General features: G+C 54.1%; 26 protein-coding genes. 19 read left to right on the forward strand and 7 right to left on the reverse strand.

All coding sequences use genetic code 11. The features are described 5' to 3' along the window. Position 1 precedes the first annotated feature (1 nt). Complete coding sequence (locus JWZ98_RS13995) at positions 2–877, reverse strand: site-specific integrase (RefSeq protein WP_205450497.1); 876 nt, start codon at positions 875–877, stop codon at positions 2–4. Positions 878–1,047: 170 nt separating this feature from the next. Between JWZ98_RS13995 and JWZ98_RS14000 the strand changes: the two genes are divergently transcribed. Beyond that, on the forward strand, positions 1,048–1,194 hold the full coding sequence (locus JWZ98_RS14000) for a hypothetical protein (RefSeq protein ID WP_205450498.1): 147 nt from the start codon (positions 1,048–1,050) through the stop codon (positions 1,192–1,194). Positions 1,195–1,266: 72 nt separating this feature from the next. Here JWZ98_RS14000 and JWZ98_RS14005 read toward each other — a convergent pair whose 3' ends face one another. Further along, entirely contained in the window at positions 1,267–2,148 is an 882-nt protein-coding gene (locus JWZ98_RS14005) for a LysR family transcriptional regulator (RefSeq protein ID WP_240347995.1), read from the reverse strand. Between the two features lie 154 nt (positions 2,149–2,302). Between JWZ98_RS14005 and JWZ98_RS14010 the strand changes: the two genes are divergently transcribed. The 6 genes from JWZ98_RS14010 to JWZ98_RS14035 all read left to right on the forward strand — a co-directional run bounded on the left by JWZ98_RS14010 (position 2,303) and on the right by JWZ98_RS14035 (position 6,358). Continuing rightward, positions 2,303–2,848: a peroxidase-related enzyme gene (locus tag JWZ98_RS14010; RefSeq protein WP_205450500.1), complete on the forward strand. Its 546-nt coding sequence runs from the start codon at positions 2,303–2,305 to the stop codon at positions 2,846–2,848. Between the two features lie 147 nt (positions 2,849–2,995). After that, positions 2,996–4,285 carry a pyridoxamine 5'-phosphate oxidase family protein gene (locus JWZ98_RS14015; protein ID WP_205450501.1) on the forward strand — a complete coding sequence of 430 codons (1,290 nt, stop codon included), beginning with the start codon at positions 2,996–2,998 and terminating at the stop codon, positions 4,283–4,285. 15 nt (positions 4,286–4,300) lie between these two features. Beyond that, positions 4,301–4,906 (forward strand): glutathione S-transferase, encoded by a 606-nt coding sequence (locus tag JWZ98_RS14020; RefSeq protein ID WP_205450502.1) that lies wholly within the window; start codon positions 4,301–4,303, stop codon positions 4,904–4,906. 30 nt (positions 4,907–4,936) lie between these two features. After that, positions 4,937–5,410 (forward strand): nuclear transport factor 2 family protein, encoded by a 474-nt coding sequence (locus JWZ98_RS14025; protein ID WP_205450503.1) that lies wholly within the window; start codon positions 4,937–4,939, stop codon positions 5,408–5,410. A gap of 150 nt (positions 5,411–5,560) precedes the next feature. Beyond that, positions 5,561–6,163 carry a sigma-70 family RNA polymerase sigma factor gene (locus JWZ98_RS14030; protein ID WP_205450504.1) on the forward strand — a complete coding sequence of 201 codons (603 nt, stop codon included), beginning with the start codon at positions 5,561–5,563 and terminating at the stop codon, positions 6,161–6,163. A gap of 12 nt (positions 6,164–6,175) precedes the next feature. After that, entirely contained in the window at positions 6,176–6,358 is a 183-nt protein-coding gene (locus tag JWZ98_RS14035; protein WP_205450505.1) for a zf-HC2 domain-containing protein, read from the forward strand. 24 nt (positions 6,359–6,382) lie between these two features. Here the strand turns inward: JWZ98_RS14035 and JWZ98_RS14040 are convergent, their stop codons facing one another. Then, positions 6,383–7,459 (reverse strand): cobalamin-independent methionine synthase II family protein, encoded by a 1,077-nt coding sequence (locus JWZ98_RS14040; RefSeq protein WP_205450506.1) that lies wholly within the window; start codon positions 7,457–7,459, stop codon positions 6,383–6,385. 102 nt (positions 7,460–7,561) lie between these two features. Here JWZ98_RS14040 and JWZ98_RS14045 point away from each other — a divergent pair, with 102 nt between their 5' ends. The 5 genes from JWZ98_RS14045 to JWZ98_RS14065 all read left to right on the forward strand — a co-directional run bounded on the left by JWZ98_RS14045 (position 7,562) and on the right by JWZ98_RS14065 (position 10,711). Next, positions 7,562–8,056 (forward strand): MerR family transcriptional regulator, encoded by a 495-nt coding sequence (locus JWZ98_RS14045; RefSeq protein WP_205450507.1) that lies wholly within the window; start codon positions 7,562–7,564, stop codon positions 8,054–8,056. A 95-nt stretch (positions 8,057–8,151) separates the two neighbouring features. Further along, positions 8,152–8,478 carry a hypothetical protein gene (locus JWZ98_RS14050; RefSeq protein ID WP_205450508.1) on the forward strand — a complete coding sequence of 109 codons (327 nt, stop codon included), beginning with the start codon at positions 8,152–8,154 and terminating at the stop codon, positions 8,476–8,478. Between the two features lie 15 nt (positions 8,479–8,493). Beyond that, positions 8,494–9,366: a DUF692 domain-containing protein gene (locus JWZ98_RS14055; protein WP_205450509.1), complete on the forward strand. Its 873-nt coding sequence runs from the start codon at positions 8,494–8,496 to the stop codon at positions 9,364–9,366. Then, a complete protein-coding gene (locus JWZ98_RS14060) occupies positions 9,363–10,142 on the forward strand; it encodes a putative DNA-binding domain-containing protein (RefSeq protein ID WP_205450510.1) in 780 nt (259 codons plus the stop codon). The genes JWZ98_RS14055 and JWZ98_RS14060 overlap by 4 nt, the downstream gene beginning before the upstream one ends. Further along, the gene (locus JWZ98_RS14065) at positions 10,139–10,711 is read left to right on the forward strand and encodes a DoxX family protein (protein ID WP_205450514.1); all 573 of its coding nucleotides are present in this window, start codon (positions 10,139–10,141) and stop codon (positions 10,709–10,711) included. The genes JWZ98_RS14060 and JWZ98_RS14065 overlap by 4 nt, the downstream gene beginning before the upstream one ends. A 133-nt stretch (positions 10,712–10,844) precedes the next feature. Here JWZ98_RS14065 and JWZ98_RS14070 read toward each other — a convergent pair whose 3' ends face one another. Next, positions 10,845–11,732, reverse strand: a complete 888-nt coding sequence (locus JWZ98_RS14070; RefSeq protein WP_205450516.1) for a peroxiredoxin-like family protein — start codon at positions 11,730–11,732, stop codon at positions 10,845–10,847. Between the two features lie 26 nt (positions 11,733–11,758). Next, positions 11,759–12,340: a carboxymuconolactone decarboxylase family protein gene (locus JWZ98_RS14075; protein ID WP_205450524.1), complete on the reverse strand. Its 582-nt coding sequence runs from the start codon at positions 12,338–12,340 to the stop codon at positions 11,759–11,761. 155 nt (positions 12,341–12,495) lie between these two features. Here JWZ98_RS14075 and JWZ98_RS14080 point away from each other — a divergent pair, with 155 nt between their 5' ends. From JWZ98_RS14080 to JWZ98_RS14110, 7 genes are all read left to right on the forward strand, one after another. After that, complete coding sequence (locus JWZ98_RS14080; protein ID WP_205450526.1) at positions 12,496–13,371, forward strand: AraC family transcriptional regulator; 876 nt, start codon at positions 12,496–12,498, stop codon at positions 13,369–13,371. 480 nt (positions 13,372–13,851) lie between these two features. Further along, positions 13,852–14,376, forward strand: coding sequence for a hypothetical protein (locus JWZ98_RS14085; protein ID WP_205450527.1), 525 nt, complete (start codon positions 13,852–13,854; stop codon positions 14,374–14,376). 712 nt (positions 14,377–15,088) lie between these two features. Then, positions 15,089–18,787 (forward strand): DUF4132 domain-containing protein, encoded by a 3,699-nt coding sequence (locus JWZ98_RS14090; RefSeq protein WP_205450529.1) that lies wholly within the window; start codon positions 15,089–15,091, stop codon positions 18,785–18,787. A 14-nt stretch (positions 18,788–18,801) separates the two neighbouring features. Further along, entirely contained in the window at positions 18,802–19,875 is a 1,074-nt protein-coding gene (locus JWZ98_RS14095; protein ID WP_205450531.1) for an AAA family ATPase, read from the forward strand. Between the two features lie 49 nt (positions 19,876–19,924). Next, the gene (locus JWZ98_RS14100) at positions 19,925–22,252 is read left to right on the forward strand and encodes a DUF5682 family protein (RefSeq protein WP_205450533.1); all 2,328 of its coding nucleotides are present in this window, start codon (positions 19,925–19,927) and stop codon (positions 22,250–22,252) included. Between the two features lie 18 nt (positions 22,253–22,270). Beyond that, positions 22,271–23,386, forward strand: coding sequence for a VWA domain-containing protein (locus JWZ98_RS14105; protein WP_205450535.1), 1,116 nt, complete (start codon positions 22,271–22,273; stop codon positions 23,384–23,386). 1 nt (position 23,387) lies between these two features. Further along, positions 23,388–25,190 (forward strand): hypothetical protein, encoded by a 1,803-nt coding sequence (locus tag JWZ98_RS14110; protein ID WP_205450537.1) that lies wholly within the window; start codon positions 23,388–23,390, stop codon positions 25,188–25,190. A 306-nt stretch (positions 25,191–25,496) separates the two neighbouring features. Here the strand turns inward: JWZ98_RS14110 and JWZ98_RS14115 are convergent, their stop codons facing one another. Next, a complete protein-coding gene (locus JWZ98_RS14115) occupies positions 25,497–25,697 on the reverse strand; it encodes a hypothetical protein (protein WP_205450539.1) in 201 nt (66 codons plus the stop codon). Beyond that, positions 25,694–26,893, reverse strand: coding sequence for a hypothetical protein (locus JWZ98_RS14120; protein ID WP_205450540.1), 1,200 nt, complete (start codon positions 26,891–26,893; stop codon positions 25,694–25,696). The genes JWZ98_RS14115 and JWZ98_RS14120 overlap by 4 nt, the downstream gene beginning before the upstream one ends. Positions 26,894–26,900 lie beyond the last annotated feature (7 nt).

Below are 26,900 nucleotides of genomic sequence, written 5' to 3' on the forward strand. Positions count from 1 at the left end.
ACTACATTGACGGCAAAGTCTCGATCGGACTGACGACCTCCCGCAGAATATCGGTGGCCACCTGTGCATACAATGCCGTGGTCTCCAGTTTCTTGTGACCGAGCAATACCTGTATCACCCGGATATCGACCTTCTGCTCCAGCAAGTGAGTCGCAAAGCTATGCCGCAGCGTATGCATCGATACCCGCTTGTCTATCCCAGCGGCCTCGGCGGCGGCATGGACGGCGCGGGTGAGTTGTCGGGTGCTGAGCGGGTCAACAGGGTCCAAGCCTGGAAATAGCCAGCCGCCTGGCAGCATTTTGCCTTGGGCGTGAGCGAACTTCCACCAAGCACGCAAACGCTCCAGTAACACCGGTGACAACATCGCATAACGATCCTTGCTGCCTTTGCCCTGTTCGACGCGTAAGGTCATGCGTTGGCTATCGACGTCACTGATCTTCAGCGCCACCACCTCGCTGGCCCGCAAGCCCGCGCCGTAAGCGACCGATAAGGCCGTTTGATGTTTGAGATTGTCAGCTGCGGCTAGCAAGCGAGCCACCTCTTCGCGACTCAAGACCACCGGCAGTTTACGTGGCTCATGCACCGCGCGCATCTTGGCCATTAACTCGGGATGATCCAGCGTGGTCTCGAACAGAAACTTCAGGCCGGTGAATTTGGCATTCAGTGAAATCGCCGAAATACCAGAGTCGACCAAGTGCAACTGATAGCGGCGTAGATCTTCCGTGCTCGCCGTATCCGGTGAGCGACCCAGAAACTTCGCGAATCGCTTCACGACGCGGATATAACTGGCTTGGGTTTTGGGGGATAACTTACGCATCCGCATGTCGTCGATCATGCGTTGGCGTAACGGGCTGATGCGGTGTGTGGAAGCAGTCATGACACTTCTCCTATCTTGAAACAAGGCGGATTGCCTCGTCTCTTGGATAGGAAAAACAAGTGATATGCTGTCAATCACCTTCAGACTTTGCTACACAGACTCCATTGCGCGTAGCGGTTTAGTCCATCGACCCTTAACTGCCTGAAGCTTTCCACCAAGTAGAATGTCTCATGATTTTGCCAAAGCTGACATTCTGGGAATTTTGCAAATTGCTAATCAGTCCTGGCGGTATTGCCACCGCCAATAAAACTCAGAAGTATTGGCTACAAGCCCAGCTTGGCGTTAAGGCCGATTTAGCGAACGATCACGCCCATTAACGAGATCATCCTTCCTAATTTTATTACTTTACGCCTCGGGTTGAGTCCCGCACAGATCGGTTGATCTGTTGATTAGTTCAGCGCCAATTCTGCCCGCAGCCTTTCAGCCATCAAATCGACGAACGATCGGATTTTTGCCGACGAGTGACGACCTTCGCGGTGCAGAATATGCACGGGAACCGGTGGGCTTTCGAATTCGCCAAGCACGATTTTCAGCCGGCTGGTCCGTAACGGCTCGGCGATTTGATAACTCAACAGGCGGGTAATGCCCAATCCTGCCATGGCGGCGCTGGCCGCCGAGTCGTTGTCGCTGACACTTAATACCGGTTGCAATTTGATCGTCTGCGCCTGCCCATCGTACTGAAAGCGCATTTCATTGCTCGGATTCAAGCCGCGCGCCAGAATGATGCGATGTTTGGGCAACTCGTCCGGCGTTTGCGGGATGCCGTGTTCGATCAAATAATCCGGCGCGGCACATAATACCCGCCGCACCGAACCCACCCGTAGCGCCCGGTATGATGAATCGGGCAAATCGCCGATGCGGATCGCCACATCCACGCCTTCCTCAAGCATATTGACCACGCGGTCGACGAACAGCGCATTCATTTCCACCGTGGGGTAGCGTCTCAAATACTCGACAATCCCCGGCATGATGAACAAACGTCCGAATAATACCGAGGCAGTCACCGTGAGTTGGCCGCGCGGTTCGGCATTAATACCCAGCGCCGCGTCGTCAGCTTCATCGGCCAAGGCAATGATGCGTTTGGCATCCTCATAATATTTCTGACCGGCCTCGGTCATCCTTACATAGCGGGTGGTGCGGTTTAGTAATTTAACGCCCAAGCGCTCTTCCAACGCAGCAACCGCACGCGTTACAGCCGGTGGCGACATGTGCAGCTTGCGCGCACCGCCGGCAAAGCCTTCAGCCTCGACTACTGCGACATACACGCTCATTAAATGCAGCCTAGCCATTGATAATGCCAATTATCGGAATAGTTAATTGATAATTTTAGCCATTCTTTATTTTTATGCAACAAGACACACTATACCCGCCTGCTGAGTTTCACACAGGCGTATGACAAACCCTTTCATTATTTGGAGAAGCATCATGAGCCGTATTACCACCGTTAGCAACGAAACCGCCAACACCGAACAACGCAGCCTATTGGATGCGATCCAAGGCCAGTTGGGCATGGTGCCTAACTTTTTGCGGGTGTTTGCCCATTCGCCGGATGCCTTGAAAGCTTTCCTCGGCTTGCATCACATCGCCAACCACGGCTCGCTGGACGCCGCCACCCGCGAACGCATCGCGCTGGCGCTAGCCCAGCAGAACCAATGCGAATACTGCTTGTCGGCACACACCGCCATCGGCAGCAAAGCCGGTTTGAGCGGGGCGGAAATCGAAGCCAACCGGGCCGGTTCCAGCCAGGACGCTAAGGCGGCGGTGGCGGTCAAATTCGCCCGCGCCCTGGTCGAGCACAAGGGCGAGGTCACCAATACCGAGTTGCAGTCCATGCGCGACGGCGGTTTCAGCGAGGCCGACATCGTCGAGGTGATTACTCACGTCGGCATGAATGTGCTGACCAATATCTTAGGTAAAGCCAGCCGGGTCAGCATCGACTTCCCGAAAGTGGCGTTAAAACAGGCCGCATAATCCTGAACCGGGCGAAGTACACGGATTGACTTCGCCCTATTTATTGCGTTGAGTGGAATAAGGTATTGCATATTATGGCTATTCAACGCGGGTGACGACTGTGTCACAGTAGCCGCCAATGTTTCAATCTTCATCAGGAGCAAGGTTATGGCCCGCGCTTTTGCCAAAATCAGTTTCACCCCCGACGTCCAAGCAGTACAAACGGAAATGGGCAGCCGCGCGGCCTACCGGACAGCCGAACTCGGCGAAGCCGAAACGGTGGCGCTGGGCGCCTTCGAACAAGCATTCATTGCCGAGCGCGACAGCTTTTACCAAGCTACGGTCAGTCAAAGCGGATGGCCCTACGTCCAGCATCGCGGCGGGCCGATGGGATTCTTGAAAGTATTGGATGAACAAACCATGGGTTACGCCGATTTCAGCGGCAACCGCCAATACATTTCGGTCGGCAATTTACGAGGCGACGACCGGGTGAGCTTGTTACTGATGGATTATCCGCAGCGACAGCGCCTGAAAATCTGGGGTCGGGCGCGAGTGGTGGACACACGCAGCGATCCGGAATTGTTGGCGAAACTGGAACCGACTGACTTTCGCGCCCCGGTGGAGCGCGGTATCGTGATCCGGGTCGAAGCTTTTGACTGGAACTGCCCCAAGTACATTACGCCGCGCTACAGCCAACGCGAAGTCGGAGCACTGTTGGAGCAAACTCGGCGGCACCAACAAACCATCCCGCTAGCACCACAAACACCCGCCGTTTTGGGAAATGGCGCATTGCCTTTGATCATCAGCGGGATTCGCCAATTGACGCCGCGCATTCGCGCCTATGAACTCTGCCATGCCGACGGCGAGCCGCTGCCGAGCTACCGGGCCGGGGCGCATCTGCGCATGCCGATCGCACTGCCGGACGGTAGCATGACCTATCGCGCTTATTCGCTGACTGATGCACCGCTCGAAGAAGATTGTTACCGCATCGCGGTATTGCGAGCAGAAGACGGTGACGGCGGGTCACGAGCCTTGCACGACGGCTGGCAACTGGCAACCCGCATCAACGTCGATATGCCGGACAACTATTTTCCATTGCACGACGACGAGCGCCCGGCAATGTTGATCGCCGGCGGCATCGGCATCACCCCCATCAAAGCCATGGCCGAAACCTTGGCCGCACGGGGTACGCAATTTCAACTGCATTACACCGGCCGAGGGCCGCAAGACATGGCCTTTGTTAAAGACTTGCAACGGCAGTTTCCCAATCGATGCCGGTTTTATTTCAGCCAAGCGCAAAACCCGACCCGATTGGACGTTCCAGGGTTACTGGGTAATGCAACGGCCGATACCGTCATTTATGTCTGTGGCCCAACCCGCCTGATCGACAGCGTACGCCAAACCGCCCGCCAGCTCGGCATTGCCGATGAACGGGTGCAATTTGAAAGTTTCATTTAACCGAAGGAGTCCAACATGATCACCCTGTACGACATGTCGCTATCCGGCAACTGCCACAAAGTCCGTTTATTGCTAAGTTTGCTGGCGTTGCCCTATCAAACTCAATCCGTGGATTTACGCGGCGGCGAGCAGCGCGGCCCGGAATATTTGCAACGCAACCCGTTCGGCCAGGTGCCGGTGCTGGATGACGATGGCCTGATCATTCGCGACAGCCAAGCTATTTTGGTGTATCTGGCCAAACGCTACGGCGGCGAACCATGGTGGCCCGACGATGCCTACCAACTGGCGCAAATTGCCGCGTGGCTATCGACCGCCGCCAACGAAGTTGCCAACGGTCCTGCCACACTGCGGAGACACCACAAATTCGGTAGTCCTATCGATACGGCAACAGCCAGGCAAACCGCCGACAAGGTGCTGGGCATTATCGACCGCCATCTGCAAAACCAAGACTGGCTGGTCGGCGACTCGGTTTCCATCGCCGATATTGCCGTCTACCCCTATTTGGCGCTGGCGCCGGAAGGCGGTTTGGACATAGGCGCCTTCCCCAGCATCATCGCCTGGTTCCATCGTCTGCGGGCTTTGCCCGGTTATGTGGCCATGCCCGGCATGTGGCAGGCTTAACTCAATCCCCCTTCATCACGGAGAAACACCATGACCCAAGAAATCAAAGCCCCTGTCCCACCCTTTACCGCTGAAACTGCGGCGCAAAAAGTGCGCATGGCCGAAGACGCCTGGAACTCGCGCGACCCGGACCGCGTCGCCTTGGTCTATACCGAAGACACGCTCTGGCGCAATCGCGCCGAGTTCCCTATGGGCCGCGATCAAGTCCGAGAATTTTTGCAACGCAAGTGGGCCAAGGAACTGGATTACCGCTTGATCAAGGAATTGTGGGCGTTTACCAACCACCGAATTGCCGTGCGCTTTGCCTACGAATGGCACGACGATTCCGGCCAGTGGTTCCGAAGTTACGGCAACGAGAACTGGGAATTCAACCCGCAAGGTTTCATGCTGCGCCGTTTTGCCAGCATCAACGATTTGCCGATCAAGGCAGAACAGCGTTTGTTTCACTGGCCGCTGGGCCGGCGTCCCGATGACCATGCCGGATTAAGTGATTTGGGGTTGTAAACTATCTTGGTATCCCTATAGAAATCCCAATGAGGTTGCTCGGTACATGTGTCGCCATCATGATGTTTTAAATAGCCGATTATTTTTTGTAAGGTATGACACTCTCCAAACGACTCAGCCTGTAGTCGGTCCGACTAAGGAGATTAACGCATGTTGCTGAGCGCAGAGATGAACCCACCCGATCAATTGAACGAAGTCCTGCTGGCCGAACATCGTCCGGTGTTGTTTCGTTACGCCTTGCTGCAATTGAAGGATAACGAGCTGGCCGACGATGCGGTGCAGGAAACCTTGCTGGCCGCTTGGCAATCGTCTGCGAATTTCCAAGGCAAGGCCGGTTTGCGTACTTGGTTGATCGGTATTTTGAAACATAAGATTGCCGATCATTGGCGGCGAAGTGCACGAGAGATCACCGCCTCGGATTTCGATCAGCACGATGAACTCAGCGGTGAAAACTACGAGGATGACTGTTTCACTGAAAACGGCCGCTGGATTAGCAAGCCTGCTGCTTGGAACGATCCTGAAGCAGCACTCAAGCAACAGGAATTCTGGATGATTTACGAAACATGTCAGAACAACCTGCCGCCGAAAATGGCCCAGGTGTTCATGTTGCGCGAACTGGTTGGATTGGAAGCAGAGGAAGTCTGCTATGAGACAGGCATCAGCGACGCCAATTACTGGGTCACCATGCATCGTGCCCGCTTGCGGTTGCGCGAATGCCTGGAAATTCGCTGGTTTAATCGATCAATCAATTAAAAGGAATGCCTGATGCGTCATTGTAAAGAAATTACCGAATTGGTATCCATCGACTTGGATAAGCCGCTTCGGCTAAGCGAGAAAATTGCAGTCAATGTTCATCTGTTGATGTGTTCTCATTGCCGGAACTTCCGCAACCAAACCGAGTTTATTCGTAAAGCGGCTAGAAGCTATTGGGACCATCGTTCCAAATAGCGCCTAACCGCCAATATCTGCCGTTTAAGATGAGCTTCGCCGGCCGAGCTTTTCCGCCGCCATGCGGGTACCCAATACGCGAGCCTCGATTTTGGCAAATGCGGTATCGCGGCCGGTCGAGGTATCGTCTTCGAATGGCGAATAACCGCAATCGTCGGTCGTTCCTAATTGACCGAGCGGGATAAACTCGGCGGCTTGTAATACTCGGTCGCGAACCGTTTCGGGCGATTCCACATTCGAATCGAGCACGTCGATTACGCCGACGAAGACGCGTTGCTCTGGGCGGAGATACTGTTTGATGACCGCCAGTGCGCGTTCGGGATAGGTTTCGCTGGCCATTTGCACGTAAAAGTTGCTCGCTTTCAAATTGAACAGCTCCGGCAACAATTCGGCATAATCGACATCGGCGCTGTGCGTGCTGTCGCAATCGCCGCCCGGACAAGTATGTACCCCGATACGGCGCCTCAAATCCGGCTGGAAACGTTCCAACACTCGATTGTTCAACTCGATGAAGCGCCTCAAAAGCTGTTTGGACGGGTCCAACTTGACGGCGAGTCGGCCTTCGGTAAAGTCTATCTGTACGCAATGGGCGCCTGATTCCAGGCAGCTGCGTATATCCCTTTCGGCTTGGTCGACCAAATCGGCCAAAAACTTGGCCTCGTCATAATCGGCAAAGCCTTCGCTCGGATACAGCAAACTGAGCGCGGAAGCGGAAATGACGGCTTGCTTCACCGGTACCGTGGCATAACGCATAGCCGCCTGCAAATAATGGTCGGCATAAACCCCGTAACGAAACGGACCCGCCGTCAATCGCGGCAGTTGCCGGCTATGGCCGTCGGAAAAAGGTATCGTCAGACCGTCGGCGGCAATATTATCCAAATTCGCCAAGGGGTAGGTGGCAAAACTGGGTTTGCTTTGCTCGCCATCACTGATCACCGGAGAGCCCGTGGCTTCGAACCGTTGCCCGGTATCGCGCAATGCGGCGTCGTATTCGGCTTGCAACGTTTCGGCGGCCACTTGTCCTTGATGGAATTCGCGCAGACAAGCCAATAAATTCGGCGGGCGTGGGATGCTGCCGATCGGTTCGGTTGGGATGAACATGTGCGCTCCTTAATTTGGGTGATTGGTTGATGTTCGCGGTATTGTTATAGTGAATCGAATACGAACTGTCAACATTATCTAACCTCAATGTAATATATTGTCATGCGATTACCGCCTCGCGAGCAACGCGATGTTTTGAAAATCGGCGAACTCGCCGAACAACTTGCCACGACGCCACGCACGATTCGTCTTTACGAAGAATTGGGCGTGATCGTGCCGGCTCGCACCGAGGCCGGCACTCGTCTCTATGCCCGAAAAGACATGAAGCGTATGGAGATTGCCTTGACGCTCAGTCGCTGCGGAGTGGACCTGGAGACGATAGGCCGCTTAGCGACGCTACGCGACCAGTACGAAACCGGATCGAAGGCGAGTAAAAACGTGCTACCGGAGCTAACCGCTCTGAAAACCGCACTTAGCGATCAAATCGAACGCCTTACCCAACTGGAACACGATATTGCGAAGGCTAGCGATTTGATCGGCCACTGCCGAGATTGTCCCAACCGGCCTAACCGGCAGGATTGCCCTCATTGCGAGGTTGATAAGCAGGTTGAGTCGTCGGATATCGCCCGCTTGATTTGGGACCCCGATACCCCTTAAAAATTTTGTAAGGAATTTCGAACGGCTCCGACTGATAGAGCAGGAAGGCATTGTTGCTTGTCCTGATCATTAATTTATCTATCGGAGAGAACACCATGAACAAAAAAACCTTGTCTTTGACATTAAGCAGCGCGTTGGCTTCAACCTTACTCAGCGCGGCGCCCGCCATTCAAGCGGGTGAAAATCCCTTTGCAATGTCCAGCATCAATCCCGCTCAGCAATTGGCGGCGGCGGACGGTAAATCGGCCGAAGCGGGTTGCAGCGCCAAAATGAAGGAAGGTAAATGCGGTGAAGGCAAATGCGGTGCCAACAAAATGAAGGACATGAAAGGCGCCGAGGGCGGTTGCAGTGCCAAAATGCCGGAAGGCGGCTGTAGCGCCAAGATGCCGGAAGCCGGTTGCAGCGTTAAAACCGCAAAATAAGCCGGAGTCGCGCCGATGTCTATCACCCATCCTTTCCATTTGAACGGTGCCGGTTTGGGCTTGCGCCGCAGCATGCTGCCGGCCTTGCAGGTTGAAGTGCCCGACTGCATCGATTTTTTCGAAGTATCACCGGAAAACTGGGTGGGCGTCGGTGGTTATCTCGGCAAGCAGTTCCGTAGTCTGACCGAGCGCCACCGCTTCGTGGCGCACGGTTTGGCCCTATCTTTGGGCGGCCCCGCGCCGCTCGATACTGCATTTTTAGGCGAACTGAAACAGTTTCTCGATCACCATGATTTTGCCCTGTACACCGAGCACTTGAGTTTTTGCAGCGACGAGGGGCATTTTTATGATTTATACCCGATCCCTTTTACGGAGCGGGCAGTCAAGCATGTCGCCGGCCGGATTCGCCAAACTCAGGATATTCTGCAACGGCCCATCGCCCTGGAAAACGCTTCTTACTATGTCCAGCCGCCACAGGCGGAGATGGACGAACTGACATTCATCAATGCCGTACTCAGCGAAGCCGATTGCTTTCTGCATCTGGATGTCAACAACATCTATGTCAATAGCGTCAATCACGGCAACGACCCAATTGCATTCTTACGCGGCTTGCCCGGCGAGCGCATCGTCTATGGGCATGTGGCCGGTCACGATCTGGAACCTTCTGGCTTGATCATCGACACCCACGGTCAGAATACGATCGAGCCGGTTTGGGACTTGCTGGCCGAGGCCTATCGAAGTTTTGGCGTTTTTCCGACCTTGGTGGAACGCGACAGTAATATCCCGTCATTGGCTGACTTATTGATCGAAGTGGAACGAATTCGTGACTTACAAAATAGTCATCGGCTTTGCCTCAACGCAGATGACATCAGCGAGGTGGCGGCATGAACACGACACCTACATTTCAACACCAGCAACGGCAGTTTCTGAATTACTTGCGTCAACCCCAAGCGCCCCTGTTACCTAATGGATTCGCCCCTGAGCGACTGGCAGTATACGTTGATCTGCTCTACAACAAATTCGACGAGAGTCTGACGGCTTGCTTTCCGGTCATTTGCAGCGTATTAGCCAAAGACGATTGGCGGGCATTGCTGCTGGATTTCATCGCCAAGCATCGCTGCCTGACGCCGTATTACCGGCAGATTCCCGATGAGTTTGTGCAGTATCTGCAACAGGAACGTCAGCATCCCGACGATTGGCCGTTTCTGGCCGAACTGGCGCATTTCGAATGGATCGAATTGCAGTTGTCGATTGCCGAGGCCGAACCAGTAACTCGAAAGCAGCTGTCCGATGCTGAATTACTGAACAATGTGCCTGTATTTGCACCGGCCATACAGTTGCTGCATTACCACTGGCCGGTGCAGGACATTGCTCCAAATTTCCTGCCTAGCGAACCACTCTCAACGGCTAGTCATATCCTTGGTTTTCGCGATAGTGACGATCAGGTGCAGTTCATAGCCCTGAACCCGGCCACGGCGAAGCTGATCCTGTTGTTAAATAACGGCCTGACCGGGCGACAGGCCTTACAGGCGATGAGAGGCGAACTCTTGGACGCGCAATTTTTGGAATTAACCCTATTCGGTCAGCGCATTCTGGCCGACTTGCATAGCCGGGGCGCGATCATCGACGTTCTCGCCCCCGATTACTTGGAACATCAACCATGAACGACGCAACTACAGCTCAAAATAGCGCCTGCATCTCTTGTCTGATTCCATCCTGTATCGATCGGCTATGCAGCACGCCCAGCCAGATTTCTCGATGGTTCGATAGCAACATACATGGTTTGGCGCCGATATTTCCGCGCCTTTTGCTGGCTTACGAATTCGGCGAAGCCGGTCTGGAAAAACTCCAAGGCGATAACTGGTTTGCCGATTTGATCTTTCCATTTCCGTTCAACTTGTTGCCCGCCGACTTTAGCTGGACCTTGGCTACCGGCCTGGAAATCATCGCCCCGATTGCGCTGATATTGGGATTCATGACCCGCTTTTTCAGTGCGGCGTTGATGGTGTTGACCGTGGTGGCCATCGCCGCAGTGCATTGGCCCGCCGAATGGCAGACGCTGGCAGAGTTATGGAAAGGCTATGCGGTTATCGACAAAGGCTACGGCAACTTCAAACTGCCGCTGAGTTATTTGTTTATGCTCAGTTCGTTAGTTTTGAGCGGTAGCGGACGACTGGGAATCGATAACTGGCTAAAAAATCGTGCATCCTCAAATCAGGGATACGGCCGATAATAACTTCCGGGGATTGACCGCATCGGTTTTAGCCACGACGAAAGCCTTAATCGTGGCTAAAGCCGACCCTATAGGATCTTTGACGGAAACACTTTACCCATGTGGTTCAGTTTTTTGTGAAGGTTGAAGGCTTTCAGGCCACAGTGGGAACGACCCGATGACGGCGCAGTACGTCCAGGTAGATGTCAGGCTCGGGGCGAATACGATAGTTATCGGTCTCATGCGTCCAGATCACCTTGCCGTTTTTGTCGGTAATGATAACGGTCGGCAGTACGGTTTCGCGGTCGTAACCCAGCATTTGCATACCCATCGGCAGACCATGAGCCTGTGCTATGCCCAGTGCACGGGCGGCGGCGTTTCCTTCGTCGGTTATAAAATCAAAATCCACGCCGAACTTTTTCGCCAAAGCCTCGGTATTGCCGTGCGGTTGCGGAGAAATCAGCGCAACCCGCACGCCCAGTGAGCTTATGTCCTTATACCGGCTCACCAGTTCCTTGATTTGGGCCATGCACAAAGGGCACCAGTTACCGCGAAAGAAAATCAGGATGGCCGGCTTGTCGGTTAACTGTGCCGAGCTTAGGGTTGTACCATCGACGTTCCTGACGGAAAAGTTGGGCAAGGTCGAGCCAATTTTGAGCAGGGTGCTGGGTTGGCGTCCGCCATAGCTTGAAAACCAGTAGGCATACAGCAAAAATCCGCCCCATGCCGCTAGCGCCAATACCGGGGCGAGAACGCTGGGCGGATAAAATTGACTTGCCCCGGCCTGATAACAAGCCCAAACAGTAAGGCCTGTGCCGGTCGCGCCTAATACGTTAATCAGTGGCAAACGTGCGCTGGTACGCGCGATATTTTTGAATATCATCACCACACTAATAAACATCATCAATGGCGCGGAAGTTAGCACGACGCCACCCCAGCTGACCATGTCCGCGCCGTGATAAAGCATCCAAACGGCATAACCGGTGATGCCCATGATAGCCATCATATAGTTGCCGATAAATATCGATTTAAGTAGGTTCATGATAGATGTCCTGTCTGTTTCAACGGTTAGCCACATTGTTTGCTAGCGCATTGCACCGGTTCTTCCCAGGTTTCGGCCTGGAATGCGGTATCCAGCGGGGTTTCGATGATATGGTTGCTATAGTTGCTAAGCGTTTTAAGCGTCACGCCCAACACCACTTCCAATACCTGCGCTCGGCTATAACCGGCCGTGATAAATTCATCGAAGACTTGAGCACAAACTACACCGCGATTTTTCACCACGTGGCGAGTAAAGTTTGCCAAGACATCCAACTTAGCATCTGGCAACGGTTGCAAGTTTCTGATTGCATCAACGATGGCAGGATCGGCCTTGATCATCTTTTTGGCGATCATTGAATGCGCCGCCACGCAGTAACTGCAATGGTTCTCGGCGCTGACAGCCAGCAGTATGACTTGCCTTTCGGTTGGGCTCAACGATGTTTGATCGAACAGCGCCGTCAACTCGATATAAGCTTGCAGCGCCGCCGGCGCTTCGGCCAGGCCGCCTTGCAGGTTGGGCACGAAGCCGTATTTTTTTAACGACCCTGCCAGCAGCGCTTGAGCATCGGAGGGGGCGGACTGGATAGAATGAATTTTGAATTTTGACATGGTATCTCTTTGAAAATATTGAAAAATAACAAGCTGTTTGCCGCCGAAACCGGTTGCGCCGGTTCTCGTTGCGACGAAGACAGATTAAGCAAACTGGGTCGGCTATCCCATGCCCGACATTCCGGCATTGTTGTTCGATCTTTCGGGAGTGGGTCATGGGTGCCTTAACCCCGCTGGTCAATACGCTTAACCTGCACGCCAGACTGGTGTATTCCGGCGGCGTGTGCGGGCGCTGGTTGATGGATCACAACTCAGAAACGTCAGTGTGGTTTCATTTGGTCAGTAAGGGACAGGGCTTCGTACATTCGCCACGCTGGCCAACGCCGTTGGCGCTGGGTGGCGGCGATTTGATTCTATTTTTGCCGCACGCCGCTAGGCACTTCTTGTCGTATAGCGCCGAGCATGTGCCGGACACGGCCGAAGATACCCGATTGACGCCCTGGCTGGATGGCGAAACAGGCTTCGTCTGTGGCGAAATCGAGCTGGCCGCTCCAAAATCTCTTTTATGGCAAGCATTGCCCGCCGAAATCGTGATCAGGCAAAATCAAGCCGGTAACGTCCTGGCCCGGTTGATTGAGTTGGTGATCGGCGAAGCTTCGGCGCAGCGTTTCGGCAGCGATTCGGTGATCGAACGCTTATGCGACAGCTTGTTTGTGCTGGTTATCCGTTACTGTATCGAGGAAGGTTTGGTGCGCGAGGGCATCTTTGCGGCCATGCAAGACAAGCGACTGGCCGCCGCGTTGGGTTTGATGCATCAACAGCCCTGGCGTGCTTGGACGCTGGCCGAATTATGCACGAGGGCCGGTGTTTCCAAGACGGTGCTGTCGGAGAAATTTACGGCGTTGATCGGCCACTCGCCGATTGAATATTTGACGATCTGGCGCCTGCAAATTGCCGCTCACTGGTTGATGGAACCGACTATGAGCGTCGAACGGGTCGCCGAGCGTTGCGGTTACGAATCGGTGCCGGCTTTCAGCAAAGCGTTTAAACGGCATTTCGGCATCACTCCAGGAGCATTTCGGCGCGGATAGGCTGGTTTTTTACCTTGACCTCCCATGTTTCACATTTTTGCAAGTCTGGTTATTACCGACAATCAGTCGTTCAGAAATTGGAATTGCGGGTTGTTGATTGACTGGAGTTGGCCGATTGGATGAGGTCGCTAAGGGCCGCTATGTAGGCCACCAGTTACAAGAATCTGGATTTGGCTGAGTGGCCGGTTTGGAGTAACGCGACGACTGGGAGGGGGGTACTAACACACCGTCAAAGCCAAGCCATCGAGGTCATTGACTAAAACTTGATCAATCTGACTCAAGACGTTGAACTGCAACGAAAAGCCTAGTTTGGTCACGGTTTTGACACAATGTTATCCACAGAAGCTGTGAATAACTAACCAACCGAAAAATCGACTAGCCCGTCGCGCTATTCGACGCTTGTCGGCTTTTCATAGCTACCATGGCTTGCATCGCTGACCCGGTGATGATTTCATAGGTCGTTTTTAGCTAGCCATCATCATGCAAGAACTCTCTGACCAGCAACTCTTTGCAGCCCTTCAATACGCCAGAAGCCAAGACGAGCAGGCAGGACGAGCGATTTTAGAACGATTCCAATCCCGTCAACCAGTCTTTGCCCAAACCATCTTGCGAGTGTTTCCATCGGTGATGGTCGATTTGGATCAAGCAATGGCCCATTTGTTTATGGACCTGTGTTTTGATGTGATTGCTGTGTACGAACACACCTTCGGCAAAGTCCCCGATCATCGTCTCGTCGGCAATCGCTGGTTTGAAGAACGTGCCGAACGGCTGGATCGAGAGATGAAAATGGCAATGAAGCAGGCAAATCCAAGCCATCCAGACAAGGCGTTTGATCAGGAACGTCAAACGGAACTGGTGGGTTTTCTGCATGCCGCCATCGATCAGCAACCGTGTAGTTCGACAGATACGGTTCGCTTAGCCAAAACGATGATCTTTACCACGGTGCAGATGTTCGACGCGCTTTATGACGCCGCGGGCTCCCGTCAGAATTCGTCCGTTCACTGAGCCATTGACATGTGGTCAGGTCGTACCCAAAACTGCCGCGATTCGACACATTTTAGAATTCAGTTCAATGAAACACCCCATTTCCGCAAAACCCGAACCCTGTAAAGCACAGCCTAACTGGTCCTACCAAGCGTATTTTTTATCGCAACGACAGCGCCTTAAGACGGTCGCAGACCTAACATCGGGCTTCGCACCGTCTCAGGAGCCAAACCATGATCAACCGGCGCGGCAATCCGAACAGCGCGATCAAGTCATCGCAAAAATGGAAGCATTGGCGGCGTCTATTGGTGTCCGGCTTACGATCAGCAATCACTCTTTGGCACCGTAACGGAACGAAAAAATCCCTTTTGCTTCTTTCCTAAGTGGCTTTATTGAACACTAGGGCAACACGGCCCACGGTGCTCGCGAATGATACCGATTATTCGAGCTGCAAGCAGCTGAATGGCTCGATTAAGAAAACTCATTGAAATTGTCTAAAATTGAATTAACCAATATAAAGTCTACAACTTTGTCCTAAGGTCCTCTTCACTGCGGGACATATCTTTTGTGCTAGTCTATTTCGGCTCAAATCGAGAGTTTTCGGCTACCGCCTTAAACTCGTAACCTTTATCCGGCTTACTGTGCCAATAATCAACCGTCATACGCTGCCGACATTTCAATTTCAGCAACATGCGCCAAAACGAAGGCAATAAAAACCACTAGGGACAACCACATGTTCAATAGTCAATCCGATGTTCAAGCGTGTTTTACGTTATTAGACGAACACGAAAAAGGGATTTCCAAATCCATTGCCCGTTATATTCTCTCCGGTGACGATACGGCTATCTTGACGCGTTTGGGACAATTCAGCCGCGAACAATTGCAGGCGGCTGCGGTATCCCCACCACGCAGTCCTTACAGGAATTACCAATTGAGTGAGGAACGTCAAAAGAAAGCCGCCAAGATATACGAAAACTTCGAAAATCTGTATCGCTCCGATCTCTTGGCCGATATCGAAATAGCCCGACGCATGGGCGTGGCCATGGCCGCTTGCGCCGATATGAATAATATCCAACGCCATTATCAAGCTGAAGTGCCGGATTGGTTGGCGGTCTTGATCGCCGAGTTGAATCTGTTAAGGACCTTCGGTGGCAATCGTAACGAACTGCCGAAACATTACGATCAACGCTGGTTTTTATCTTTGGTCCGACAAAACGATTTACGCGTAACGCTGTGGCTGCCGGTTTTGTTGGAGCGCAGGGAAAACCATTGGTATTGTAATTTCGTTAGACAGTTGGCGGAGCGTTTCGACTGGCCGGCATTGCTGCAAGATCCGGAAATTACCGCCGGCATGGCGGCTATGCACTTTTCGGGGCGGGGCGTGTTGGCGGAATGTCTTCTGCCGCAGCAAAACTTGGATGCCGTGCTGGCGGTGGTAGTCGCCCTGCTCGGCGACAACAGCAAACAAGTGCGGCAAGCGGCGATGTTGTTGATTCCGAAATTGAGCTCGGAAAAGTTATTGGCTTATTTGGACGACCACTACCTTGCCTTCGACAATACCGCTCGTAAAACGTTGGTGCCGATGTTGCCGGTTCTGGCCGGCGACGGCGCTGTAGAGTTATTGGAAAAGTGGCAGAGTGCCGAGCCCAGCAAGGCCATTCGGGAAACCATCGGCCAGGCGTTGGCAAACAAGGCCGCTGCCCGGCACACGGCCCAGGCCGAGCTGGTGTTGCCGGAATGGGTTCCGCTGGCTACCGACGCCTCCATTCCCAATCACTGGTTGGAAAAGTTAACGGCTCAATATGCCAAATCGCTCACGGCCTACGAACGGGCCGCCGAAGAAGAGCGGACGCGAAACCTCGCGCAAAAAACCAAGTACGACTGGCAACAGAAAACCTATAAACGCTGGTTGGATTACAAGCCCGAACAGATTCGACGCGATTTGGACGCATTGCTGGGTAGCTCGACACAACCTGGGTTGGCGCAACGGATACAACAAGGGCTCGAACAATTGACGGGAAAACAAACCGACAGGGATTTTACCCGGCTCAAAGAATTGTGTCTTAAAGCTAACTTGTTGTCCGATGCCGATTTCACAGCCATCCATTTGGTGCGTTTTTTTCAGGGTGACGTCCAGATGGCCCGAGCCAGGCCCTGGTTTACCGCTCACCCCGGCGTCGTCACCGATTTACGCCAGTTGGCACAGTTGATTCACCAACAAGGTGGCGACGTCCGCAAACTGGCGCAATGGCTATTGATTCATAACTGGAACACCGATGCCGGCCTGCCGGATACTTACGGCATCACGATCTGGCCGTTTTTCGCCGAAAACGGGGACTATCTCAAGGAAGCTTTCGGCCTGATGGAAAGCAGGGAAAAAAACTATTATAAGTTCGAACTCGCCCACGGCATGGCTGTTATCGCGCAATTTCCGGTCATTCCCGAAACGTATTTGCAGGTGCTGTATCAACAAGCCTTGTCAACCGGCAAAACCTACGGCCCGTTGGCTCGGGAAATACTGGGCAAGTACGGCATCGCACCGCAACGCATCTTAGACGCCTTGGGTTCGGGAAAAGTCGACGAGCGCATTGTCGCAGCCGACTGGATTGCCGAACTAAAACTGAAACAAGCCGTTCCGGAACTGCAAAAAGCCTTGAAAAAGGAAACGCACCCGGCGGCCACGGCCATTTTACTCGCGGCGCTGCACGACTTGGATAGCGATATCAGCGCTTATCTGGCGCCTGCCGTATTGCTGAAAGAAGCCCAAAACAATTTAAAAAAAGCGCTGCCGAAAGGACTGGCCTGGTTTCCGTTCGACGCGCTGCCCGCACTCAAATGGCTTAGCGGCGAAGCGATAGACAGGGACGTTTTGCAATGGTGGCTGGCATTGGCCTGCAAACTCAAACAACCCGAGGGCAATCCCTTGTTGGATTTGTACGTCAGGCAACTGGAGGGCAACAGCCGAAAGTCCTTGGGTAACTTTATTCTGCATGCCTTCATCCACGAGGATACTTTAAATCCCGACGACGAAACGGCGCATGCCTTTGCCAAACAATACCACCAGCAGCATTTCGACAACTGGCAGAAGTGGGCGAAATCCGACTGGGGCAAGCAATATGCGGATAAAACTTTGGATGACGCTTACCGCGAGTTATTCAACCAAAAAAAGGCGGAGTATTTAGGTTCGGCAATCGGCGAAAAAGGCATCCTGGCGCTGGCGGCCTATGCCGAACCCGCCGAAGCGGTGCTGGTAGTGAAGCGTTATATGAAAGACCATTACACGCGGCGCGCACAGATCGAAGCCTTGCTGACCGCCTTGGCCAACAACAACGATCCGACCGTCATCCAATTGCTGCTCGCCGTGGCGCGGCGCCACCGTACCAAGTCCGTGCAAGAAACGGCCAGGGAACTGGTTGCCGCTATCGCCGACAGAAATGGCTGGAGCCACGACGAATTGGCCGACCGCACCATCCCTACCGCGGGCTTCGAAAGCAACGGCACGCAACGGCTGTCCTACGGTTCGCGCAGTCTAGTGTTGAAGCTGAACAACGACCTAACGGTCATTCTGGAAAACGAGGCCGGCAAGGTACTCAAAACCTTGCCGACTCCGCGCCAGGACGATGACGCCGAAGCGGTCAAACAGGCCAAGACAGATTTCTCCAACAGTAAAAAAGAACTCAAGCAAGTGCAGGAAATGCAAACCCAACGTTTGTACGAAGCTATGTGCGTCGGCCGTGTTTGGCAAGGTGCCGAATGGCGGACTTATCTGCTGGAACACCCGCTGATGCAGCGTTTGCTGCAACGCATGGTTTGGCAAGTCGAAACAAACGGGGAATCGCGCCGCTTACGGCCGACCGCCGAATTAGAACTGATCGACCTGGATGACGAAACCTACGATTTGGCCGACGACGCCCGGATCAGCGTGGCCCATGCCGGCCAATTGCCGCAAGAGGAAGCGAAAGCCTGGGCAAAGCACTTCAAGGACGAAAAATTGAAACCCTTGTTCGAGCAAATCAACTTGCCGCAACATGAACTGACCGATGCCGAGCTTGCCGGCAAGCAGTTGGATTACCATCAAGGCTGGATGACCGATACCTTTACGCTGCGCGGCGTATTGACCAAGCGCGGCTACCAGCGGGCGACGGCGGAAGACGGCGGCTTTTTTACCCACTACTACAAAGATTTCGCCTCCTTGAATTTGCGCGTGATGATCGAGTTCAGCGGCAATTGCCTACCGGAGGAAAACGTCGCGGCCGTCTTGTACCAACTAGCCTTCATCAGCCCGGACCAGCGCGGCTGGGTAGGCGAAGAAAGCTTTAAACCGCTGCACGGCATACCACGCAGTTTACTATTCGAAGCCATGTTGGATTATGAAGCCGTCGCCGCCAAAGGCAGCTTCGATGCCGACTGGCGGCAAAAATCGCCATGGTAAACGGGGAAAAGCAAATGTCCGAAGCAATCAAACAAGCCGCCGAATCGCTGTTTCAACAGGAATTGCAAATCCTGCGCGAACAGGATATAGGTCCCAAACCAGCCGGCTGGCAACTATCCGGGCAAGCGGTGCGGGACTTCGTGATCGGCAATCCGCAATTAGGCATTAGCCAGAAATTTTACGGCGACGATGCGCTGGTCGAGCGCGCCATCGTTACCTTGATGGGCCATCAAGCCTTGCTGTTGGTGGGCGAACCGGGCACCGCCAAATCGCTATTGTCGGAACTGCTGAGCGCGGCGATCAGCGGCGATTCGCAAAAAATCGTGCAAGGTACGGCCGGCACCACCGAAGAGCACATCAAATATTCCTGGAATTACGCCTTGTTGTTGTCGCACGGTCCGAGCGACGATGCATTGATACCCAGCACGATTTATCGTGCCATGCACAGCGGTACGCTGGCGCGCTTCGAAGAAGTTACGCGTTGTCCGCAGGAAATCCAGGACGCGCTGATTTCGCTATTGTCGGAAAAGCAAATCATGCTGCCCGAACTGAACCGCGTCACCGCCGCCAAGCCCGGATTCAATCTGATCGCCACCGCCAACCTGCATGATCGCGGCGTCAACGAAATGTCCAGCGCATTAAAGCGGCGCTTCAATTTCGAAACCGTCTATCCGATCCGCGACGTAGAACTGGAAAAACGCCTGATCCGCCAGCAAGTTGCCGAAAAACTGTCGCGCCAGTCGCTGGAACTGGCGATGGACAACGACGTGTTGGAGGTACTGGTTACCGCCTTCAACGAATTGCGCGGCGAGAAGCAGGCCGCCGTCAAAGCCTTGGATGCGGTACTGTCGACCGCCGAAGCGGTCAACATCGCCTATGCCTGCTGCCTGCAAAACCACTACATGGGCAGCCGGCCTTGCAGCTCGCAGGTCGCCGAACAAATGCAGGGCAGCATTCTGAAAGACAAACAGGACGACCGGAAAAAGCTGGCGCATTATCTGGACGTGGTGGTGCGCGACCGCGCCAAAAAAGACGGACGTTGGAAAGGCTTTTTCGAGGCGGGTAGAAAGTTGTGGCTGGGCGGTTAAGGTTTGGGCAAGAACGGATGACGTCCGTAATGCGCGCCCACTTGTCACGATGATCGAAGACAACCTGACTCCGCAACTCCAGGCCGCCCGCGCCAAATTTGCCGGCGACGACGGCATTCATTGGGCGCCGATTCGCCACCACAGCCCGGCATGCAGTATTTATTTGCGGCAATTGCTGGACCGCGTACAGCCGGACGCAATATTGATCGAAGGCGCGGTGGATTTCAATCGCCAACTCGAAACGCTGTTGCACGAGCAGACCTTGCCGCCGATCGCGTTGTACGGCCAAAACAGTTTTTACCCTTTGTACGATACCAGCCCGGAATGGGTTGCGCTGCGCTGGGGGCGGCAGCACAACAAGCGGCTGCATTTTATCGATTTGCCGATGGCCGATAAGGCCTGGCAGCGGGAAGAACGGGAACACAGCGGTATCAGCTTTCTGCGCGAAGCGTATTTGCTGCACAGCGAATTCATCCAAAAACTGGTCCGAACGACGCGCTGCCGGCACGGCGACGAATTATGGGAGCGTTGGTTCGAACTACAACGCTTCGACAGCCCGGCACAATTTTTCAGCCGGGTGTTCGAATATTGCACCGCCGCCCGTTTGACTTACAGCGAGCAAGCCATCGCCGACTCCGGCGATGCCGAGCGCGAGCAATTCATGCGCGGCGAAATTGCCCGCCATGCCAAGCCAGGTCAACGCTGCGTGGTGGTAACCGGCGGTTTCCATACCTATGCCCTGCTCGATTGGCAAGGTTCATCGTCCGCCAAATCGCAGTCGGAAAGCCCCAGTTGGCTGGTGCGCTACAGCGAAGACCGTCTCGACGCCTTAAGCGGTTATAACGCCGGCATGCCGGTACCCGGTTTTTACCGGCGCCTGTTGCAGCGGCGTTCGGACTTACCGGAAGACGAAGTTGCGGCCGAATTACTGCTGCAAGTCCTGGCCGATTTGCATCAATCGCCCTTGTTTCGGCAAAAGATGAATACCGCCGCGAAACAGGCGGTGTTTTACCAGGTGACGCAATTACAGCAGTTGCGCGGCCATGCCTGGCCGGGTTTGTACGATGTATTGGACGGCCTGCGTAGCGTGTTGATCAAACACGATTCGACCAGCGACGAACCTTTGCTGAAACAGGCCTGCCGCTTGCTCGCCGGCGACCGCTTGGGACGAGTCAGCAGCGATTTACCGCCGCTGCCGCTGGTAGACGAGGTTTACGGCCTGCTGAAACGCGCCCGCTTCAAGTTGGCGCAAACCACCAAGGTCACCACCACGTTCAATATCCGGCAACGCGACCATGAACGCTTGGCGCTGTTGTATCAATGCCGGTTTATTGGTTTGGACTTTGCCGAGAAAACCGCCGGCCCCGACTGGGAGCACGCCGTGCATCTGCATTTGCGCAGCGAAGAGTGGCAGTACGCCTGGACGCCGTGGGTGGAAGCCAGACTGGTCGATTTGAGCCTGTCGGCGCCGGATTGGCAAAGCTTGTTGAACCAGCGCATCCAAGAAAAATTGGCCGAATTGAAAGATCGAACCCTCGCCGAACACCAGGCGTTTTTCGTGCAACTGTTGCTGATGAAGCGTTTGGATTTAGCCGAGGGCCTGTGGCGGCAAATAGAGAAGAAGTTGAGCGATTGCAGCGATTGCGGGCAGCTGGCGGAATTTCTGCTGTTACTGCTGCGTCTGCGCCAACACCAGGGCGATTTGTTCGAACAATACGCCGAGCCTATCCGGCAAGTGGTCGAGCAAGCCTGGCAACAGCTGATGTTTATGCTGCCGACGCTCAACACGCTGCAAACCTCGGCAGGTTTACGCTTGTTGCTGCAAATCCAGGAAATCACCCGCGAATGCGCCGAAGCGCTGGCCGACGCCTGGCAAAATGTCTGGAGGGCTAGATTGCATTGGTTGGCAGAATACGGCGAACTGAGCGCAGCCTTGCGCTACGCCTGTCTCGCCTTGCTGGCGGAACTGGGCGACGGCAACCCTGTGGAATTGTGTACGGCACTGCGCAAGTTGTTCGACTACGACCCGGAAGCCGCTTACCAAGCGGTCAACGCGGTGATCACCGTGGCGCCGCATTATTTGCTGCATAACGATACACACGGTCTACCGGCCTTGTTGAACCGCCTGCTCGCCGGTTGGGACGAAGACCGCTTCTTATCGGCCTTGCCGGAACTGCGTTTGTTGTTCAGCCACCTCGATCCGGCTGCGATCGAAAAGCTCAGCGATACGCTGTGTGAGATGAATGGCTGGCAGGACGCGCCGGCTATGTTCGATGCGGATGTGGACGAACAATTGTTGATGCAGGCCCGGCGCTTGCAGCAACAACTCGCCGCGCAACTGCGAGCCGAAGGCTTAGATCATTGGCTGGAAACTTAGGCTTAGGGAGCAGACGTCATGGCAAGCAATCTCGAACAACGCTGGCGTCTGGTACTCGGTCGTTTCGCCAACAAGCATTTAGGCTCGGTGCCGTTAAACAAGCAGCAGAGCCAACAAGACCAAGTGTTGGAGCAACTGTATAAAAAACAATTGGAGCGCCGCGGCTTGCGTACTTCCGGCACCTTGGACGATTCCCGCCTACAGGTGGTCGATTGGCTGCACCAAGCCGACCGCCTGTTTCCGAAAACCGTGCGGGAAAAAATTCAGGGCCATGCGGTACACGAATTCGGCATCAAGGAATTGTTAAAAAACAAGGACTGCCTCAGCAACTTGACGCCCAACATGGCGTTGTTGAAGCAATTACTGGCGGTACGGGCCGAGTTAAGCCCCGAGTTGATGCAGGAAGTCAGGCGCATCATCCAAACCGTGGTCGACGAATTGCTGCAACAACTGCAACCGAAATTCAACCAAACCTTCAGCGGCCGATTGAACCGCCACCAAAATTCGCCGCAACCGGTGCTGGCCAATCTGGATTGGGCCAAAACCATTCGCCGCAATCTCAAGTATTACGATCGGCAACGGCAGTGCTTGCTGCCGCAAACCATCTATTTCAGCTCCCGTAGCCAAAAGCATTTGCCGTGGCGTGTCATTTTATGCCTCGACCAAAGCGGATCGATGATGGATTCGGTGATTTACAGCGCGGTAATTGCCGGGATATTGGCGCGATTGCCCTGCGTCGACCTCAAGCTGGTGTTGTTCGATACCAACGTCGTCGATTTGTCCGCCAAGGCGCACGATCCGGTGGAAGTATTGTTGTCCAGCCAAATGTGCGGCGGCACCCATATCGCCAAGGCGTGGAGCTACTGCCAGCAATTGGCCGAGCAACCAAGGCGCACCGTAATCGTCACGATCAGCGATTTCGAAGAAGGCGCATCGCCCAGTGCGCTGTTGCTACAAGCGGCGCAGATGCTGGAAAGCGGCATCAAAATGCTCGGCATTACCGCGATGGCGGCCGACGCCACACCGTTTTACGACCTTGCGACGACCTCCAAGCTGGGGCAATTGGGCATGGAGATCGCATCGTTGAGCCCGGACGTGTTCGCCGATTGGCTGGCCAAGGCGATGGAGCTGTAGCGTGTTCAGCATCGAGCAACTGGAAATTCTCAGCAGTCCCGGCGTGGTACGGCGCGCAGCGAAATCTCTGGAGAAAACCAAGGTCGAATGGACGGCCAAGGAAAGCGATGCCTGGCAATTCGATTTCGAAAGCCAGCAAGGCAAAATTTTGCCGGCCCGCATCGAACAGAGCGTTTGCAACTGTCCGGCAACCGGTCTGTGCAAGCATATCGTCGCGTCGGCCATCGATTATCTCAACCAACAAGACTTGCACAATTTTTCGCCGCCGGTTTTCGACCACGGCCAATTATTCAATAGCGCCGGTAAAGCCGCTTGCCGCCAGGTTTATCGGTTGTGGCAAAGCGGGGCTTGGCCGCAAGCCGAAATCCGCGTCGCCGAGCGTCATGTCGAAGTCAGTTGGCAAGGGCATAAAGCCGTCATTCGCCAAGGCGAAGGGCTAGATGCGGTGCTGTGCGAATCCGGCGCAACCACGGAGCGCTTGATCGCCACGCTGCTCTACCAGCCGCCGCCCGCTTGGCCCGACTGGTTGGAGCAGGAGCAGCAAGAGGCGCAAAGCGAACGCCAACTACAGCGCGAACAATTATGCGGACAAGTCAAAGCACAAGCCTGCATCCTGCTGCAAACCGGCATCAGAAACCTGCAGCCAGCCAACCTGAGCGAATTGGAGAGCCTGGTACCGCTACTGAAAAGCTGCGGCAAGCAGCGCTTGGGTAATGCCGTACTGGCATTGCAGGAATGGGTGGAGCGCCGTAGCCAAGCGCAGGGTTTGGACCCGAGTGCGGAGATCTTGCAGCAACTGGCGTTAATCTATGCACTGGCGGATACGACTTTGCCGTCGGCTGAGCGGGAGGAACAGCATGAAACGGAGCTGCATCTTTTGTGTCTAGGTGGCCATCAATGGCGCACGGTCAGCGGCGCCTTGGGACTGAATATGCTGTTTCTCGCCGCCGACGGGCGACTTTTCAGCGCCAGTCTGGCGCGTAGCGGTAAAGGCCAGGGGTTCAGCATTGCCGACGCCTGGGGAAACCGCAGTTTATGGTCAGGCGCACCGATCAACCAACACTTAGCGGGCCGCTATCTACGCTTGCAAGCGGCGGTCTACAATCCACGTAACGGCCTCAGTTTAAGCCAAAAGACCGAAGCCAAACCGACCGGGGACGCCTTCGAATGGGTCGATACCCTAGACTGGATGCAATTGACCGCGTTGCCCGAATACGGCTACGCCCTACTCAAAATCAAGCAATGCCTTTCGTGCGACTTCGACGAAACCCGGCAACAGTTGCTGCTGCAACTGGTCAACGATCGAAACCAGTGGTTGTTGCTCCGGCAACCATATACCGAAGGCATGTCCGAACGCCTAGTGAACTTACAAAGTCTGAAAAACGCCCGGGACTTTTATCTAGTCGTTCGCCATATCATCGCCAACAATTCCCATCAATTCGAAGCGCTGTGCGTTTACCGGGAACACTGGCAGTCGCTCGATTTTCAAATGCCGGAGAAACACCGTCTCGACCTGCTAACTCGCCTGCTAGGCGGCTTCAAAAGTCGGCCGTTCGAACAAGCCTCCGAGCCGCCGCTGGCGGAACTCTGCCGAAGCGCTTTGGTAACCTTACAGGATTACCCCCATTGTTCGGCAACCCGCCTCGATGCCTTGGACGCACAATTCGCCGCTTTGGGGTTAGAGGCATTGCAGCAGAAACTGACCTTAGGTCGGCGACAACCGGAAGCTGTATTACAACTAATCTACCTACTCACGCTAGCTTACCGCTTGGTAAACGGATGGCCGGTGGTCGAAACAAGCTAATTTGTCCGCGCCGCTTTCCAAACTGAAATTGAATTCGTAGCCAATGGGAATGAAGCCAGATCAAAACCACCCGCTGAACATGATTCGTACAAAATCGCAGTGGTTGGTGGCTATTAGTTCGGCAGAATACGGTAAGGCTCGAACCGTATCGTTCGGGATGACTAACAAAAATCACCGACTCAAACTAAAGGGAGGCAGCCGGGAGCGGTCGTCCAGGTTACCGAGGTCAGCGACAATGTTTTCGTAAAATCTTTGGCGTCGTTAACTTCTTCTAACGCCCCGCCAAGTATTCGCTCACTGTTCGAATTACCTATTCGGGAACCGCCGGCCGTAAGTACGGCGAATGCGTCGTAACCAATCCATCACATGTTCATTATCCAAGCGTTTAGGTAATGTCAGGTACAAGTCATCCATTTGTTCGGCAGTCATCGGTACGTGCCAGTCAAGGGTGTCAAAACGTTCTTGGACGACCCTGGCGCGTTGTTGTTTGGTCAATTTAGTTGTCATGTCCCATCTCCGACGTAGTGCTCGAGTATGTCGCTGAGTTCGCGTTGCAATCGTTTCAGCAATTTACTGTCCGATAGCGCGGCATACTCGGCGTTTTGTTTTTTCAGATCCTTAAAAACAGGATTCTTAAGCAAGGCTTGAAGTGTGATGCCATTGACCAGCAATTCGCTGAATGCATGGTTTGTCAGTGGATTGAACAACTGGGGATGTTGTTTTTGAAAGCTGAGCAAATCGGCATCGCTTTGCTGCGGAGAGATGTCCTCATAACCATCCGGCTCGAATTCATCGCTGTAATAATGAGCGGCGGTGGTTTCCATGGCGTAAAAACGATAAAACGCTTCAAAACTGGCGAAATTCAAAAAGTCGCGATCTTGGGCCTTGAATGACTCGAAGCACTCCCGGCAGGCGGTTTCTCGCTTGACGCCTTGCGCCACGCTAGCCTGTATGGCTTTTATCAGTTGCTTTAATTGCTTCAATTGCCCGATGGAAAACTCGTCCCGGTGATACCAATGCTCGGGCGGCAGACCACAGGATCTGAGCAGTGCGTAGCGCTCGTTCAGCGTTTCCACCACACGCAGAAAATATTTGGGAACTGCAGGCTGCGCTACCAGTGGCACCGGTAACGCCTCCAATAGGTCATTTAAGGCGAGTTCCTCTGCGACTTCAGCATGGTTATCGCCAACGGCCAACCAGAATGGCCCATATTGCAAGCGACGCCGTTTGGAAATTTCTCCGTACTGATGACCGAGCTTTCGGCAGTGCTGCATCAAGATGCCGGCCACCGGTTGAAAGAATTCGGCTAATGCGTTCGTTAAGGTTTTGAAGCCACGACTGAGGGTACTGGCTTGCCAACGGCGATCTTCGCTGGTTTGCAGGTAAAACAAAAACAAATCATGCATATTGGTGGGCTGCTCGACCATTTTGTTGGCTAATGACAAGCGGCGGCTCAGCACATCCGTCACGTAGAACCACGCTTCGGTGTTAAAACGTTTGCCGTTGATTTCAATGAATTCATAATCGCTGCATTCCGCATAATGGCGAAACAACAAGTTTTCGGTATAGAGCTTGTGACTCAAAAGCTCCAGCAAATCCAGCCAGATTTTTTCGCTTACGACAGCATCTTTGCTCAGATGCTGATTGAATATCTCTGTTGCCTGCTGGCAAAAGCGATAAATGATAGTGGCTGATTTGTTCATAGCTATC

Source organism: Methylomonas sp. EFPC1 (assembly GCF_016925515.1).
Classification (GTDB): Bacteria; Pseudomonadota; Gammaproteobacteria; order Methylococcales; family Methylomonadaceae; genus Methylomonas; species Methylomonas defluvii.